Origin of the sequence: Pantoea sp. Cy-639 (assembly GCF_011752525.1) — a bacterium.
GTDB lineage: Bacteria > Pseudomonadota > Gammaproteobacteria > Pseudomonadales > Pseudomonadaceae > Aquipseudomonas.
In genome coordinates, this window is sequence record NZ_VWXI01000009.1 from 63,323 (window position 1) to 79,153 (window position 15,831).

13 protein-coding genes are annotated in these 15,831 nt (G+C 65.6%); 8 read left to right on the top strand and 5 right to left on the bottom strand.

What is annotated here, in order from left to right; translation table 11 throughout:
* Positions 1–98: 98 nt before the first annotated feature.
* Positions 99–647: a hypothetical protein gene (locus F3J43_RS12930; RefSeq protein ID WP_166886643.1), complete on the bottom strand. Its 549-nt coding sequence runs from the start codon at positions 645–647 to the stop codon at positions 99–101.
* A gap of 175 nt (positions 648–822) precedes the next feature.
* On the opposite strand from F3J43_RS12930, the gene prmA reads away from it, so the two are divergent.
* From prmA to tspR, 8 genes are all read left to right on the top strand, one after another.
* Positions 823–1,701 carry a 50S ribosomal protein L11 methyltransferase gene (prmA, locus tag F3J43_RS12935; protein WP_166886646.1) on the top strand — a complete coding sequence of 293 codons (879 nt, stop codon included), beginning with the start codon at positions 823–825 and terminating at the stop codon, positions 1,699–1,701.
* 42 nt (positions 1,702–1,743) lie between these two features.
* Positions 1,744–3,036, top strand: a complete 1,293-nt coding sequence (locus F3J43_RS12940) for a DUF3426 domain-containing protein (protein WP_166886648.1) — start codon at positions 1,744–1,746, stop codon at positions 3,034–3,036.
* A gap of 205 nt (positions 3,037–3,241) precedes the next feature.
* Positions 3,242–4,255: a tRNA dihydrouridine synthase DusB gene (gene dusB / locus F3J43_RS12945; protein ID WP_166886651.1), complete on the top strand. Its 1,014-nt coding sequence runs from the start codon at positions 3,242–3,244 to the stop codon at positions 4,253–4,255.
* Between the two features lie 38 nt (positions 4,256–4,293).
* The gene (fis, locus tag F3J43_RS12950) at positions 4,294–4,572 is read left to right on the top strand and encodes a DNA-binding transcriptional regulator Fis (protein WP_013974370.1); all 279 of its coding nucleotides are present in this window, start codon (positions 4,294–4,296) and stop codon (positions 4,570–4,572) included.
* 77 nt (positions 4,573–4,649) lie between these two features.
* The gene (gene purH, locus F3J43_RS12955; RefSeq protein ID WP_166886656.1) at positions 4,650–6,257 is read left to right on the top strand and encodes a bifunctional phosphoribosylaminoimidazolecarboxamide formyltransferase/IMP cyclohydrolase; all 1,608 of its coding nucleotides are present in this window, start codon (positions 4,650–4,652) and stop codon (positions 6,255–6,257) included.
* Positions 6,258–6,439: 182 nt separating this feature from the next.
* Positions 6,440–7,735, top strand: a complete 1,296-nt coding sequence (gene purD / locus F3J43_RS12960) for a phosphoribosylamine--glycine ligase (protein ID WP_166886660.1) — start codon at positions 6,440–6,442, stop codon at positions 7,733–7,735.
* A gap of 136 nt (positions 7,736–7,871) precedes the next feature.
* A complete protein-coding gene (locus F3J43_RS12965) occupies positions 7,872–10,631 on the top strand; it encodes a hybrid sensor histidine kinase/response regulator (RefSeq protein WP_166886663.1) in 2,760 nt (919 codons plus the stop codon).
* Between the two features lie 199 nt (positions 10,632–10,830).
* Positions 10,831–11,427, top strand: a complete 597-nt coding sequence (gene tspR / locus F3J43_RS12970; protein ID WP_166886666.1) for a type III secretion system genes modulator TspR — start codon at positions 10,831–10,833, stop codon at positions 11,425–11,427.
* A 6-nt stretch (positions 11,428–11,433) separates the two neighbouring features.
* On the opposite strand, the gene cobJ is transcribed toward tspR, so the two are convergent.
* The 4 genes from cobJ to cobG are packed head-to-tail and all read right to left on the bottom strand — an operon-like array spanning position 11,434 to position 15,782.
* Positions 11,434–13,125 (bottom strand): precorrin-3B C(17)-methyltransferase, encoded by a 1,692-nt coding sequence (gene cobJ / locus F3J43_RS12975; protein ID WP_166886669.1) that lies wholly within the window; start codon positions 13,123–13,125, stop codon positions 11,434–11,436.
* Complete coding sequence (locus F3J43_RS12980) at positions 13,122–13,856, bottom strand: precorrin-2 C(20)-methyltransferase (protein WP_205297834.1); 735 nt, start codon at positions 13,854–13,856, stop codon at positions 13,122–13,124. The genes cobJ and F3J43_RS12980 overlap by 4 nt, the downstream gene beginning before the upstream one ends.
* Positions 13,853–14,479, bottom strand: a complete 627-nt coding sequence (locus tag F3J43_RS12985) for a precorrin-8X methylmutase (protein WP_166886672.1) — start codon at positions 14,477–14,479, stop codon at positions 13,853–13,855. Before F3J43_RS12985 ends, F3J43_RS12980 begins: the two co-directional genes overlap by 4 nt.
* On the bottom strand, positions 14,472–15,782 hold the full coding sequence (gene cobG / locus F3J43_RS12990) for a precorrin-3B synthase (RefSeq protein ID WP_205297835.1): 1,311 nt from the start codon (positions 15,780–15,782) through the stop codon (positions 14,472–14,474). The genes F3J43_RS12985 and cobG overlap by 8 nt, the downstream gene beginning before the upstream one ends.
* Between the last annotated feature and the right edge of the window lie 49 nt (positions 15,783–15,831).

A 15,831-nucleotide genomic window follows, 5' to 3' on the forward strand; every position in this document is an offset into this window, starting at 1 on the left:
TGGTGAAGTCATCAACGATCAGCTTTTGCGCTGTAACAACGGTGGTAGTTAGATACTTCTGCCAGTTGTAGTGCGGTTGCCCCCCGAACACCTCACTATTACGCCCCGACGTCGACCGCTCCCTTCTGCGGAACGAGCGCCTGTTCACCCCAGTCATGCTGGAAGTCTGCCAGTGCCTGACCCAGGGTGTTCCCGTCATGGCTCTGCTCCAACAAAGCCTGCAACGCACTTACATGCCAGGACAGTCGCGTCTCAAGCCACGCGACATAGTTCGTCTTGCCCTCCATTTCAGGCAGACGAGTCATCCAGTGCCGTTGCAGATAGTCATCGTAGGCACTCGGCAGACGCACGCCGACGCTTTCGATCAGCAACTCCACACGTTCATGCTGGGCTTGCGGCACCCGCTCGCGCCAAGGTTCGTCGTGCTGCGCCTGGGCACTGGCAAAGTACGCAGCGGCACGGTCCAACACGGCGACCAACAACTCATCCCGCAGTTGCTCTGTCAACTCTGCCTCGAATATCAACATGCCGAACTCGACAGCGATCTGTTCCCTGATGACCGCCAACAGCGGCGACTGTGCAGCCAGCCGCTCGGTGAAGATCGCACTCCAGGGTTCCGGCAGTTGCTTGCTCCGCTCATCAAACATATCAGTTACCTCTCAGTGAATGAGGCTTTAGGCTGACAGTGTCCTAGGACGGATCTGCACTATCTATATATGACCCGAGCCCCCTCAGCTCTACAAACTCCCCGCACTCGCGTAAACTGGCGCCCTATTCGCGCAGCCCAGGGCTGCCCCTGTCGATTTACCAAAGGTACCCGCCATGCCCTGGCTGCAAGTACGCCTGGCCATCAGTCCAGACCAAGCCGAAACCTACGAAGACGCCCTGCTGGAAGTGGGCGCCGTCTCGGTGACTTTCATGGACGCCGAAGACCAGCCGATCTTCGAACCCGACCTCAACACCACTCCGCTGTGGTCGCATACCCACCTGCTGGCCTTGTTCGAGGCCGATGCCGAGCCTGAGGCGGTGTTCGCCCACCTGCAGTTGCTGACCGGCACCGAGCTGCCCGAGCATCAGGCCGAAGTGATCGAGGACCAGGACTGGGAGCGCAGCTGGATGGACAACTTCCAGCCCATGCGCTTCGGCCAGCGCCTGTGGATCGTGCCGAGCTGGCACGAGGCGCCGGAAAAGGACGCGGTCAACCTGCTGCTCGACCCGGGCCTGGCCTTCGGCACCGGCACCCACCCGACCACCGCGCTGTGCCTGGAATGGCTCGACGGCCAACAGCTGCAAGGCACCCAGGTGCTGGACTTCGGCTGCGGCTCGGGCATCCTGGCCATCGCCGCGCTGTTGCTCGGCGCCCGCGAAGCCGTGGGTACCGACATCGACGTGCAGGCCCTCGAGGCCTCCCGCGACAATGCCCAGCGCAACGGTATCGCCGACGAGCTGTTCGCCCTGTACCTGCCCGAGCACATGCCAGCCATGCAGGCCGACGTACTGGTCGCCAACATCCTCGCCGGCCCGCTGGTGTCGCTGGCGCCGCAATTGTCCGGCCTGGTCCGCCCAGGCGGCCTGCTGGCGCTGTCGGGCATCCTCGCCGAGCAGGGCGAGGAAGTGGCTGCCGCCTATGCCGCCGACTTCGACCTGGACCCGATCGTCGTGCGCGACGGCTGGGTACGCATCAGTGGTCGCCGTCGCTAAGCGCGCCTAGACTCAACACCTGCCCAGCCTCCGGATCGCCGCATGACCGACAGTTTCGTCACCCAGTGTCCGCATTGCCAGACCAGCTTTCGCGTCACTCATCAGCAGTTGAACGTGGCGCGCGGCGTGGTGCGCTGCGGCAATTGCCTGCAGGTGTTCAACGCAGCGAAGCAGTTGCTGGAGCAGAACCGCGCCGCCGGTCAGCCCATCGAGCCGGGTCCGGCACCTGCCACCTCCGTGGCGGAACCGGCCAGCGCGCCCCAGACACCTGCGCCGCCCCCCGCCGAGCGGGCGCCGATGACCGAGCAGGACTGGGCCGTCACCGCTGAGCAACTGGATGCCCTGGACCTCGACCAGGAACTGGCCCGTCTCGAGCGTCGCAGCCCGGGCGATCGGCGCAGCGCGCCTGCCAAAGGCGTGCTGCAGGCCCGCCGCGACGAGCAGGGCAATGACGAGCCTGCCGTCGAAGCCTTCGGCACCGCTACTGACGAACGTCCCGAGCCGGCCCTGGAGCGAGAGCAGGCGCCTGTTCTGGTCGAGCAAGAGCCGCTTGACCTGGAACCCGATGCCAACGCACGTACCGAGCCGACCCTCGGCACCACGGCCCTGGACCTGGACGAAGAGCCCGCCCTTCATTCGCCTCCCTTCGCAGCCGAACGCGGCGAACCGACCCGCCACTCGTCACCTGCGCACGAGCCTCTGCCGGAGCCAGGCCTGTCGGCCCGCGACGAAGACGAGCCCGATACACGCCTGGAACCGAGCCTGGCGATCAAACCCGAACGCCCGCGCAAGGAGCCCTTGGTCGACGTGGTCGACGACCCGCTGCAACTGGGCTGGGAAAAACCCGCGCCGAATTGGGGCAGACGCCTGCTGTGGGGCTTCCTCACCTTGCTCGCCGCCGGCCTGCTGGCGTTCCAGTACGTCTGGTACCACTTCGACGAAATGGCGCGCCAGGACCAGTACCGCCCCTGGTTCCAGCAGCTATGCTCGACGCTGGGCTGCGAGGTGCCCACGCGCGTGGACATTTCGCGGGTCAAGAGCAGCAACCTGGTGGTACGCAGCCACCCGGACTTCAAGGGTGCGCTGATCGTCGACGCGATCATCTACAACCGCGCGCCCTTCGCCCAGCCCTTCCCCCTGCTCGAGCTACGCTTTGCCGATCTCAACGGCCAACTGATCGCCAGCCGCCGATTCAAGCCCAGCGAGTACCTGTCGGGCGAACTGGCCGGACGCGGCGAGATGCCCAGCCAGACACCGATCCATATCGCCCTGGACATCCTTGACCCGGGCCCCAAGGCAGTGAACTACAGCCTGAGCTTCCGCTCCCCGGAGTAAGCGACAGGCGGCACGCTGCGCCCCATGCCTGCAAGCCCGCCCGCAGGCCTCTCGCTGCTTGAGGCCTGCCGCTCGACGCGGGGTGTCATAACGCCGCAACTGTTCAGATTTTATCCAGATTCATCTTTATCCAGTCATCGAGAGCGGGTATCATGCCAACCCTTTTTCGGACTCCCATGATTCGGCCCCACAACAGGGAACACCTATGTCGGCGGTACGCATCGGCCCTTACACACTGCAGAACAACCTGATCCTGGCCCCGATGGCCGGCGTCACGGACCAGCCTTTCCGTACCCTGTGCAAACGCCTCGGCGCCGGCATGGTGGTCTCGGAAATGGTCTCCAGCGACATGCGCCTGTGGAACAGCCGCAAGTCGAGCCTGCGCCGCATCCACGAGGATGATCCCGAGCCACGCTCGGTGCAGATCGCCGGCGGCGACGCGCAGATGATGGCCGAAGCCGCGCGTGCCAACGTCGAGGCCGGTGCGCAGATCATCGACATCAACATGGGTTGTCCGGCAAAAAAAGTCTGCAACAAGGCGGCCGGCTCTGCTTTATTGAGAGATGAAGCCTTGGTCAACGAGATCCTCCACGCCGTGGTCGGTGCGGTGCAGGTCCCGGTGACGCTCAAGATCCGCACCGGCTGGGACCGGGCGAACAAGAATGGCCTGAACGTGGCGAAAATCGCCGAGCAGGCCGGTATCCAGGCGCTTGCGGTCCATGGCCGCACACGTGCCGACCTGTACACCGGTGAAGCCGAGTACGACACCATTGCCGCGATCAAGCAGGCAGTGTCGATCCCGGTGTTCGCCAACGGCGATATCACCTCGCCGGAAAAGGCCCGGGCGGTGCTGGACGCCACCGGGGTCGACGGCTTGCTGATTGGCCGCGCCGCCCAGGGGCGGCCGTGGATTTTCCGCGAGATCGAGCATTACCTGCGTACGGGAGAGCATCTGCCCGCCCCGGCGCTGGATGAAGTGGAACGCATTCTGCTGGAACACCTGGCCGCGTTGCATGCCTTCTACGGCGATGTGATGGGTGTGCGGATCGCCCGCAAGCACGTTGGCTGGTACCTGGCAACCCGACCTGGCGGCAAGGAGTTCCGCAGCCAGTTCAACGCTTTGCAAGACACACAAGCGCAGTGCGCCAACGTTCGGGCATTTTTCGCCGAGCGTAGAGAGAGCCTTGGTACAGAGGACGAACAAGGGGTGGCCGCATGACGATGATGACCGAGACATTAGTGAGTGGAACAACGCCCGTGAGCGACAACGCCAACCTCAAGCAGCACCTGAACACGCCGAGCGAAGAGGGTCAGACCCTGCGCGACAGCGTCGAGAAGGCACTGCACAACTACTTCGCCCACCTGGAAGGCGCAACCGTCACGGACGTATACAACCTGGTGCTCTCGGAAGTCGAAGCGCCACTGCTCGAAAGCGTGATGAACTACGTCAAGGGCAACCAGACCAAGGCCAGCGAGATGCTCGGACTCAATCGAGGCACGCTGCGCAAGAAGCTCAAGCAGTACGATCTGTTGTAAGGCCAGAACCCCATACAGAAAAGGCGCTCATGCAAAATGGCGCCTTTTTTTGACTTCACCGCGTTATGGAATCCGAAATGACCGACCAGACTACCCGCCTGCCGATCCGCCGCGCCCTGATCAGCGTCTCCGACAAGACCGGTATCCTCGAATTCGCCCGTGAGCTGCAACAGCTCGGTGTCGAGATCCTGTCCACCGGCGGCACCTACAAGCTGCTCAAGGACAACGGCGTCAACGCGGTGGAAGTGGCCGACTACACCGGCTTCGCTGAAATGATGGACGGCCGGGTCAAGACCCTGCATCCGAAGATCCATGGCGGTATTCTCGGCCGTCGCGGCACCGACGACGCCATCATGAACGAGCACGGCATCAAGCCGATCGACCTGGTCGCGGTCAACCTGTATCCCTTCGAAGCGACCATCAGCAAGCCAGGCTGCGACCTGCCGACCGCCATCGAGAACATCGACATCGGCGGCCCGACCATGGTCCGTTCCGCGGCGAAGAACCACAAGGACGTCGCCATCGTGGTCAACGCCAGCGACTACGCCGGCATCGTCGACAGCCTCAAGGCTGGCGGCCTGACCTACGCCCAGCGTTTCGACCTGATGCTCAAGGCCTTCGAGCACACCGCCGCCTACGACGGCATGATCGCCAACTACATGGGCACCATCGACCAGGCCAAGGACACCCTGTCCACCGAAGCGCGCAGCGAGTTCCCGCGCACCTTCAACAGCCAGTTCGTCAAGGCCCAGGAAATGCGCTACGGCGAGAACCCGCACCAGAGCGCGGCGTTCTATGTCGAGGCGAAGAAAGGCGAAGCCAGCATTTCCACCGCCCTCCAGCTGCAGGGCAAGGAACTGTCGTTCAACAACGTGGCCGACACCGACGCCGCGCTGGAATGCGTGAAGAGCTTCGTCAAGCCGGCCTGCGTCATCGTCAAGCACGCCAACCCATGCGGCGTGGCCGTGGTTCCCGAAAACGAGGGCGGCATCCGCAAGGCCTACGACCTGGCCTATGCCACCGACACCGAGTCGGCGTTCGGCGGCATCATCGCCTTCAACCGCGAGCTGGACGGTGAAACCGCCAAGGCCATCGTCGAGCGTCAGTTCGTCGAAGTGATCATCGCCCCGAAAATCTCCCAGGCCGCCCGTGACGTCGTGGCTGCCAAACAGAACGTACGCCTGCTCGAGTGCGGCGAGTGGCCCGCCGAGCGCGCCGCCGGCTGGGACTTCAAGCGCGTCAACGGCGGCCTGCTGGTGCAGAGCCGCGACATCGGCATGATCAGCGCCGACGACCTGAAGATCGTCACCAAGCGCGCACCGACCGAGCAGGAGATCCACGACCTGGTGTTCGCCTGGAAAGTGGCCAAGTTCGTCAAGTCCAACGCCATCGTCTATGCCAAGAACCGCCAGACCATCGGCGTCGGCGCCGGCCAGATGAGCCGCGTCAACTCCGCGCGCATCGCCGCGATCAAGGCCGAGCACGCCGGCTTGCAGGTACAGGGCGCGGTCATGGCCTCGGACGCGTTCTTCCCGTTCCGCGACGGTATCGACAACGCCGCCAAAGTGGGTATCAGCGCCGTGATCCAGCCAGGTGGCTCGATGCGTGATGCCGAAGTCATCGCCGCTGCCGACGAAGCCGGCATCGCGATGGTGTTCACCGGTATGCGCCACTTCCGCCACTAATCAGATGTTGGGCCGATCCCGGCCCCTGCAGGAGCGGCCTTGTGTCGCGAACGGGCCGCCAAGCGGCCCCGGCAATATCTGTTGCGAAGCTGAACACCTGGGGTGCTGCGCGCCCCTTTCGCGACACAAGGCCGCTCGTGCAGGGAACGCGGATCGCCGTCATACAGAATCGAGGTTTTGACATGAAAGTTTTGATCATCGGCAGCGGCGGCCGTGAGCACGCCCTGGCCTGGAAAGTCGCCCAGGACCCACGCGTCGAGAAAGTCTTCGTCGCCCCCGGCAACGCCGGCACTGCCACTGAAGCCAAGTGCGAAAACGTCGCCATCGACGTCTGCGCCCTGGAGCAACTGGCCGACTTCGCCGAGCAGAATGTCGACCTGACCATCGTCGGCCCGGAAGCGCCGCTGGTGATCGGCGTCGTCGACCTGTTCCGCAGCCGTGGCCTGGACTGCTTCGGCCCGACCAAGGGCGCCGCCCAGCTGGAAGGCTCCAAGGCTTTCACCAAGGACTTCCTGGCCCGTCACAAGATCCCGACCGCCGACTACCAGAACTTCACCGAGATCGAGCCGGCCCTGGCCTATCTGCGCGAGAAAGGCGCACCGATCGTGATCAAGGCCGACGGCCTGGCCGCGGGCAAGGGCGTGATCGTCGCCATGACCCTGCAGGAAGCCGAGGACGCCGTACGCGATATGCTCGCCGGCAACGCCTTCGGTGAAGCCGGTTCGCGCGTGGTGATCGAAGAGTTCCTCGACGGCGAGGAAGCCAGCTTCATCGTCATGGTCGACGGCCACAACGTGCTGCCGATGGCCACCAGCCAGGACCACAAGCGTGTCGGCAACCAGGACACTGGCCCGAACACCGGCGGCATGGGTGCCTACTCGCCAGCCCCGGTGGTCACCGCCGAGGTGCACCAGCGCGTGATGGACCAGGTGATCTGGCCAACCGTGCGCGGCATGGCCGAGGAAGGCAACGTCTACACCGGCTTCCTCTACGCAGGCCTGATGATCGACAAGGCGGGCAACCCCAAGGTCATCGAGTTCAACTGCCGCTTCGGCGACCCGGAAACCCAGCCCGTCATGCTGCGCCTGGAATCGAGCCTGGTGCTGCTGGTCGAAGCCGCCTTCGCCAAAGCCCTGGACAAGGTCGAGGCACAGTGGGATCCGCGTCCGAGCCTGGGCGTCGTGCTGGCCGCCGGCGGCTACCCGGGCGACTACGCCAAGGGCGCTGCGATCAGCGGCCTGGACGCTGCCGCCAAGCTCGAAGGCAAGGTGTTCCACGCCGGCACCACGCTGAAGGACGGCCAGGTGGTCACCGCCGGCGGCCGTGTGCTGTGCGCCACCGCCATGGGCGACACCGTCGCGTCCGCCCAGCAGCAGGCCTATCGCCTGGCCGAGCAGGTCAAGTGGGATGCCAGCTTCTACCGTACCGACATCGGCTACCGGGCCATCGCCCGCGAGCGCGGTGAACACCAGCATTGATAGTGCACCGAATGGCCGCGGCGCTTCGCGCGCGCGGCCTTCGGCTCGTCGCCAAGGTCCTCCTGAGGCCTTGCCTTCGCCTTGGCGTGCCGCGCATAGTTGTTACCCGGCACATTAGCTAAGAAAGGATTTCGTCGTGCGTCGGCTTCGGATTGCCAGCCTCCTCATCGTCAGCCTGCTGACCCTGCTTTGCCTGCTGCCGGCGCACGCCGACACGGGCGCGGGTTGGTCGGTGCTACTCGATGAACAGGCCAACCTGCAGCTGTCCGACGTACGCTCCGAGCGTTATCGCAACCAGTTCAGCCCCCTGCCGCTGAACGAACTGAATGCAGCCCGTCCCGACCAGGCCCTGTGGCTGCACTACCGCCTGGAACCCGGCGAACAGGAGCGCCTGGTGCGCATCTTCGCCCCCGACCTGTCGCGCCTGGATCTGTACGCCCTCGAGGATGGCAAGCTGCTGCACCAACTGCACCATGGCCGCCAGGGCGAGAACACCAGCCCGACCCTGCAGGGCAGCGACCATGTACTGCCTCTGCCGCACAGCAACCAACCCCTGGACATCTACCTGCGGCTGGTCTCCGAACACCAGCTGCGCCCGGCCATCAGCCTCGAGTCCGCCGCCCACGCCGCCGCCGACCAGCGCCAGCCGCTGCTGTTCGGCCTGCTGTTCGGTGGACTGCTGATGCTGATCCTGCACAACCTGATCCGCTTCGCCTACACCCGCTCCAGCTCCACGCTGGTCCTGGCCCTATACCACGGCCTGATGCTGCTCAGCGCACTGATCCTGCTCAACCTCAGCGGTCCCTGGTGGCACCTGTGGTACAGCGCCCAGACCCCGGCGGCCTATCTCACCCTGGTGCTGGCGGGCCTGTCCGGGCTGTATTTCACCCTGCATTTCTTCGCCCCTTGCAGCTCGCCACGCCTCAACCGCCTGCTGTACAGCGAAATGCTCGTGGCTGGGGCCTGCGGTCTGATACTGCTGTTCGTCGACACCCTGCCACTGAACCTGATGACCTATGCCCTGCTGGCCTTGGGCAGCCTGAGCATGCTGATGGTCAGCAGCTACTACTGGTACAAGGGCTATGCACCGGCCCGGCTGTTCGCCCTGGCCATGCTGGTGTTCAACCTCGGCGGCCTGGTACTGCTGCCGGCGCTGCTCGGCCTGACCCGCACCTCCACGCCCTGGCTGTTGTGCGTGCTGATGGCACTGACCGTCGTCAGCGGCCTGCTGCTCAACCTGGCGGTCAGCGAACGCCTGCGCCGTATCAGCGAGGAACGCTTCCGCGCCAGCCGCGCCCTGGCCGCCAGCGATGCCGAGATCAACGCCAAGGCCGAGTTCCTGGCCAAGATCAGCCACGAAATCCGTACGCCCATGAACGGGGTGCTGGGCATGACCGAACTGCTGCTGGGCACGCCCCTGTCGGTCAAGCAGCGCGACTATGTGCAAACCATCCACAGTGCCGGCAACGAATTGCTCACGCTGATCAACGAGATTCTCGACATCTCCAAGCTGGAGTCGCGACAGATCGAGCTGGACGACGTGCAGTTCGACCTCAATGCCCTGATCGAGGACTGCCTGAACATCTTCCGGGCCAAGGCCGAGCAGCAGAACATCGAACTGATCAGCTTCACCCAGCCACAGGTGCCGCGAGTGGTCAGCGGCGACCCCACGCGCCTGCGCCAGGCCTTGTCGAGCCTGCTCGACAACGCACTGAAGAACACCGAGCAGGGCGAAATCCTGCTGGTGGTCGCCCTCGACCAGCGCGGTGAGCTGCCCCGCCTGCGCATCGCCGTGCAGGACAGTGGCGAGCCGATGCCGGCCGCCGAACGCGACGCCCTGCTGCAGGCCGAACTGCACAGCCGCCATTTCCTCTCCAGCAACAAGCTCGGCGGCCATCTCGGGCTGGTCATCGCCAAGCAACTGATCGGCCTGATGCAAGGTGAGTTCGGGATCAAGACCAGCGCCAGCATGGGCAACACCCTGTGGCTGACCTTGCCGCTGGATCCACAACGTCTGGAGCAGCCCGCCACCGACCTCGACAGCCCACTGCGCGATGCCCGGGTGCTGGTGGTCGACGACAACGACACTTGCCGCAAGGTACTGGTGCAACAGTGCAGCGCCTGGGGCATGAACGTCAGTGCGGTGCCTTCGGGCAAGGAAGCCCTGGCCCTGCTGCGTACCAAGGCACATCTGCGTGACTACTTCGATGCGGTGCTGCTCGACCAGAACATGCCCGGCATGACCGGCATGCAACTGGCCGCCAAGATCAAGGAAGACCCGAGCCTGAACCACGACATCCTGGTGGTCATGCTCACCGGTATCAGCAACGCGCCAAGCAAGGTCATCGCGCGCAATGCTGGCGTCAAGCGCATCCTCGCCAAGCCGGTGGCCGGCTACACGCTCAAGACCACCCTCGCCGAGGAGCTCGCCTTGCGTGGCCGCGAGCAGGTCGCAGCGCCATCACCGCCAGGTACGCCACAACCTCTCGACCTGCCGAGCGACTTCCGGATCCTGGTTGCCGAGGACAACAGCATCTCGACCAAAGTCATCCGCGGCATGCTGGGCAAGCTCAACCTGGAGCCGGATACCGCCAGCGACGGGGCTCAGGCCTTGCAGGCGATGAAAGCCCGACGCTACGACCTGGTGCTGATGGACTGCGAGATGCCGATCCTCGACGGTTTTTCCGCCACCCAGCAGTTGCGCGCCTGGGAGAACGCCAACCATCGCCCGCGCACCCCTGTGGTGGCATTGACCGCGCATATCCTCAACGAACACAAGGAGCGCGCGCGCCTGGCCGGCATGGACGGACACATGGCCAAGCCGGTGGAACTGTCGCAGTTGCGCGAACTCATCCAGTTCTGGGCGGCGCAGCGGCAGGTGGCGTCGGACGCCTGAGCTGGCCGTTGCAGGACCTGGTGTTGCGAGGAGGTGCAGTACCGAAAAGCGCTGTGTGCAGCAGACGCCTTGTAGGAGCGGACTTGCCCCGCGCTAACCTCAACCAGACAACCCGCATCGCGGCGCGCCCACGAAGCCACGTCCGCCCCGTCGGTTCCATGCTATACAGTGGCATCTCCCCCGCCGCGAACTCACTGCCATGCTCCATGAGTTGTTCAGCGTCTACCTGAAAATGCTCGTGCTCTACAGCCCGTTCTTCGTGCTGTCGTGCTTCATCAGCCTGACTCGCGGCCACTCCAGCAAGGAACGCAAGCAACTGGCCTGGCGCGTGGCCATCGCCACCCTGATCGCCAGCGTGCTGCTGTACCTGTTCGGACGAGTGATTTTCGGCGTTTTCGGCATTACCGCCGACGCCTTTCGCATCGGCGCGGGCTCGGTACTGTTCATCTCGGCGCTGGGCATGGCCCAGGGCAAGTCGGCGATCCAGACCGACAATGTGCAGCAAGACGTGACCATCGTGCCACTGACCATCCCGCTGACCGTTGGCCCCGGAACCATCGGTGCACTGCTGGTGATGGGCGTGAGCCAACCGCACTGGGACGACAAGCTGCTGGCCATCGTCAGCATCGCCCTGGCCAGCTTCACCGTGGGCCTGGTGCTCTACCTTTCGCACCGCATCGAACGCCTGCTCGGCGACCAGGGCCTGCAGATCGTCAGCCGCCTGATGGGGCTGTTCGTCTGTGCCCTCGCGGCGCAGATCATCTTTACCGGGATCAAGGGCTACCTGGTGACTTGACCCCGTTCACGGTCTGGTGGGATACCAGCGCGGGGTGTACACCCACTCGCCACCACCGACACGCGCGAAGGTGCACGTCGTCGAAGAGCCAATCAGCACCATCGTGCGCATATCGACCATCATCGGCTCCAGCTCGCCCAAGGTGACGACCCGCAGGGTCTGCCCCGGGCGCCCGATATCGCGCCCGAGCACCACCGGCGTGTGCGCCTGACGATGCCGGCGCACCACCTCCAGCGCCTGGCCCAACTGATGCGGCCGAGCCTTGGAGATCGGGTTGTAGAACGCCAGCACCAGATCCGCCTGGGCGGCCAGGTCGAGGCGCTTCTCGATGATCGACCAGGGTTTGAGGTTGTCCGACAGCGACATCACGCAGAAGTCATGCCCCAACGGTGCCCCTGCCTGCGCAGCGGTGGCCAGGGAGGCAGAAACGCCAGGAAGGATTTCCAGCTCGACACGCTGCCAGGCCGGCTGCGCGGATTCGTGCAGGGCCTCCAGCACAGCCGCGGCCATGGCGAACACTCCTGGATCACCGGACGAGACCACCACCACCGAACGCCCCTGGGCCGCCAGCTCGAAGGCGTGACGGGCGCGTTGCATTTCTTCGCGATTATCGGTGCAGTGCAGCACCTGGTCATCGCGGAACGGGCCGGCCATGCGCACATAGGTCTCGTAGCCGAGCACGTCCTGGGCCTGGGCCAGCTCGGCCTTCACGGCCGGCACCATCAGCTCGGCCGCTCCCGGCCCAAGGCCGATCACCGCCAGGCGGCCACGACGACGGCCCAGTCGCTCGACCTCGACCGGTGCGGGTGCGATGGCCAGGGCCAGCCCACCTACGCTTTCGACTCGCGCCGCTGGCAACGCATCGCCCAGCATCTGTTGCAGGTCTGTGCCCGCCGGCACGAAGCGCAGTGCGACATTCAGCGCCCGTGCGGCCTCATGTAACGCAGGCTCGGCCATGTCGGCATCACTCGCCAGCAGGCAGGCCAGCGCGGGTTCGGCGATGCCTGCGGCCTGCAATGCGTCACGGACCCGTGGCGCCAGATCGGCGCCGCCGGTGGCAACAGCCACCACCACACAGCGGGCATGGATCAACAGCTCGTCACGACTGGCCGGGCGTGCCGTGCAGCCCACATGGATGGTGCGTTGCGCGCTGTCGCTGGCCGGCAGCTGTGCCTGGCCGAGCCAAGGCGCATCGCCTTCGATGCGCACTGCCTCGCCCGCCAGCAGATCGGAGACGAAACGCTTGCCCTGTTCCAGGTCCGCCAGGGCATAGCCCGGCGGCGGGTTGAGCAGGCAGGTGCCAAAGCGCAGCTCGCCACTGGTGGTGATTGCCGCCGCTACGCCCAGCACCTCGCCCAGTTCGCGGGCCATGACGTTGACCCCGCCCAGGCCACCGAGCAGCGGCACTACCGCGCTGCCGTCTTCGGCAACGACCAGTACCGGCGGCTCGGCGCCCTTCTCGTTCAGCAACGGCGCCAAGGTACGGATGACGATACCGGCCGCGCACAGGGCGATGATCGGCGTGCCCTGCTGGTAAAGCGCGCGCAGGGTGTCGCCGAACGCGGCGTACTGACGGTCAGCCCCTTCCACGCGCCCTTCCAGGCCATGGACCAGCGCCTGTGGATAACGCTGCTGAATGCGCCGGGCGGTAGCCAGGCTGCCAGAGCCAAGAATGACGATTGCCGGTGACGTGTTCATCCCTGCCATTTTTCACCCGGCACGATGATCAGCGAGAAGTAAGGCGAGGACTGCGGGTCGACGGCATCCAGCGCCACGATCTTCTGGTTGGCCATGGTCGCCCGCTCGACGTACAGCGCGCGTTGGTCAAGGCCCAGTTCGGCGAGCACCTGGCGCACCTTGGGGAAGTTGCGACCCAGTTTCATGATCACGGCGGCGTCGGCGTCGGCCAGACGGCGCTTGAGTTCGTCATGGGGCAACACGCCCGAAAGCACGGTCAGGGTCTGGTTGCGATAGACCAGCGGCGCACCGAGCACCGAGGCGCCACCCAGCATCGAACAAACCCCCGGGATCACCTGCGCCTCGTAGCGCGACGCCAGGCGGTCATGCAGGTACATGTACGAGCCATAGAAGAACGGATCGCCCTCGCAAATCACCGCGACATCGCGACCGGCGTCGAGGTGCTCGGCCACTTGCACGCTGGCTTCGTCGTAGAAGTCACTGATCACCTGCTCGTAGGACAACGGCGCCGGCAGTGCTTCGGTGGTCACCGGATAGACCAGCGGCAGCAGGGTCTGCTCGGCCGCCAGGTGCTGTTCGATGATGCCGAAGGCATTGCCGCGCTTGCCCTTGGCCACGAAGTACGCCACCACCGGCGCCTCGCGCAGCAGGCGCAGGGCCTTGAGGGTGATCAGCTCAGGATCGCCCGGGCCTACGCCCAGGCCCAGCAGTCGTCCGCGTACGTGCATCATTCCACCTCCGTGGCCAGGGCGTTGACCGCCGCGGCGGCCATCGCGCTGCCACCGAGGCGACCCTGCATGATCACGAACGGCACACCACGGCTATCGGCGGCGAGCATCGCCTTGGACTCGGCAGCACCGACGAAGCCCACCGGGAAGCCCAGGATCAACGCAGGCTTCGGCGCACCGGCGTCGAGCATCTCCAGCAGGTAGAACAACGCAGTCGGCGCGTTGCCGATCACCACCACGCTACCCTCCAGGTGCGGCCGCCACAGCTCCAGGGCCACCGCCGAACGGGTATTGCCGGCCTGCTTGGCGAGGTCCGGCACGCTCGGGTCGCGCAGGGTACAGATCACCGGATTGCTGGCCGGCAGGCGAGCGCGGGTGATGCCTTCGGCGACCATGTGTGCGTCGCAGAGGATCGGCGCACCCTTGGCCAGCGCTTCGCGACCGGCAGTGCCAGCCCCGGCGGAGAACTGCAGGCCATCGATGGCCTCGACCATGCCACAGGCATGGATCACCCGCACGGCAAGCTTCTCGAGGTCTGCCGGGATCCGTTCGAGCCGGGCTTCCTCGCGGATGATCCGGAAGGAATTGCGATAGATCTCCTGACCATCGCGGATGTAATCAATCATCAAGGTGCTCCGTCGGCAGGTCGAGCATGGCGCCTGCTTCTTCTGGGGTAAGGTCGGATGCGCGCAACCTGCCGAAGCCCGGCAGGCGCGCATCGCGCAAGTAAAGGTCATAACGGCCCGGGGCCCGGGCCAGCAGGGTGGCCGGGGCGACATGGGCCAGGGCGCAGGAGCGCGGGCAGGCAGACAGGTGCACGCTGCCGGGGGCAGCGGGATGCAACCGAGCGGCCACGGTGACGGCATCCGCCTTGGTATCGGCCAGGCCCTTGGCGCAACCTGCCGAGCCCGTGCAGGCGGTGATCCGGGCCAGCGGCGCGGAAGGATCGCAGAGCATGCCCAGGGCCGCGAGCTGGTCGCGAGCCTGTTCGATATGGGCCGGCTCGAGCGACGTCAGCACCAGGCTTTGCCACGGGCTCAGGCGCAGGCTGCCATCGCCCCAGCGTCGGGCGATGTCGGCCGCGGCGCGCAACATGGCGGGTGTCAGGCGCCCCAGCGGGGGGGCCGCGCCGAGAGCCAGCCCCTGCTGCTGCTGCAGGATGCCCAGCCAGCTGGCTGCGAGCGCTGGACGCCGCCAGCCGAGCACCACATCGTCGCGACGGATGTCGAGGCCTTCGAGCAAACGCTCGGCAGTACAGGTCTCGAGCAATTGGCGCATACGCGCCTGTTCAGGCGTGGCCAGCTCGAGAAAGCGATCCAGCACGGCCTGCACCAGGCCCAGCCCTTGCTCCACCGGCACCGCGCCGAGTGCCTGGCCCCCGGCCGGGCTGCCGGCCAGGCCGAACACCAGCCAGGTGCGTTGTTCGAAGCGCGCCGCGCTCAACCACAGGTCGTGGGGATGCTCGAGCATCGTCAGGGCCTCGCCACCATCAAGCTGCACGGCGAATTTCGCCGACAGCGCATGGAAGCGCGGCGTGCCCTCGAGCAGCGCCAGGATCTGCCCGGCCAACACACGCGTGTCCAGCAACATGGCCGGGTCCAGGCCGGCCAACGGGCTGAGCATCAGGTTGCGCACATCGTCGCCCGCCGCATCGCGTGGGCCGAGTCCTGCCGCCAGCAGGTGATCAACCAGCCCACGATGATCCTGGCCGATGCCGCGGATCTGCAGGTTGGCGCGATTGGTTGCCTCGATCACGCCGCCAGCGAAGCGTTCGGCCGCCTCGGCCACGGCCTCGGCCTGGCCGGCCAGCAGTTGCCCGCCGGGTAGCTTGATCCGGCAGATGCCGCCATCGCGGGCGGCGACGATGCGCCACAACCCCGGGCAAGCCGAGGGACGGGGCGAAACTGCGGGGGGCTGGGCCTGCTTCAAGGGGGCATCCGACAATCGTGAAAGTGCGCTTCAGTGTAGAAGGCGCGGT

Excerpts from the sequence above, each read along its gene's own strand:
- purD (WP_166886660.1), top strand. The coding sequence starts at position 6,440 with ATGAAAGTTTTGATCATCGGCAGCGGCGGCCGTGAGCACGCCCTGGCC.
- F3J43_RS12985 (WP_166886672.1), bottom strand. The coding sequence starts at position 14,479 with ATGATTGATTACATCCGCGATGGTCAGGAGATCTATCGCAATTCCTTC.
- F3J43_RS12980 (WP_205297834.1), bottom strand. The coding sequence starts at position 13,856 with ATGATGCACGTACGCGGACGACTGCTGGGCCTGGGCGTAGGCCCGGGC.
- purH (WP_166886656.1), top strand. The coding sequence starts at position 4,650 with ATGACCGACCAGACTACCCGCCTGCCGATCCGCCGCGCCCTGATCAGC.
- F3J43_RS12930 (WP_166886643.1), bottom strand. The coding sequence starts at position 647 with ATGTTTGATGAGCGGAGCAAGCAACTGCCGGAACCCTGGAGTGCGATC.
- cobJ (WP_166886669.1), bottom strand. The coding sequence starts at position 13,125 with ATGAACACGTCACCGGCAATCGTCATTCTTGGCTCTGGCAGCCTGGCT.
- tspR (WP_166886666.1), top strand. The coding sequence starts at position 10,831 with ATGCTCCATGAGTTGTTCAGCGTCTACCTGAAAATGCTCGTGCTCTAC.
- prmA (WP_166886646.1), top strand. The coding sequence starts at position 823 with ATGCCCTGGCTGCAAGTACGCCTGGCCATCAGTCCAGACCAAGCCGAA.
- dusB (WP_166886651.1), top strand. The coding sequence starts at position 3,242 with ATGTCGGCGGTACGCATCGGCCCTTACACACTGCAGAACAACCTGATC.
- F3J43_RS12940 (WP_166886648.1), top strand. The coding sequence starts at position 1,744 with ATGACCGACAGTTTCGTCACCCAGTGTCCGCATTGCCAGACCAGCTTT.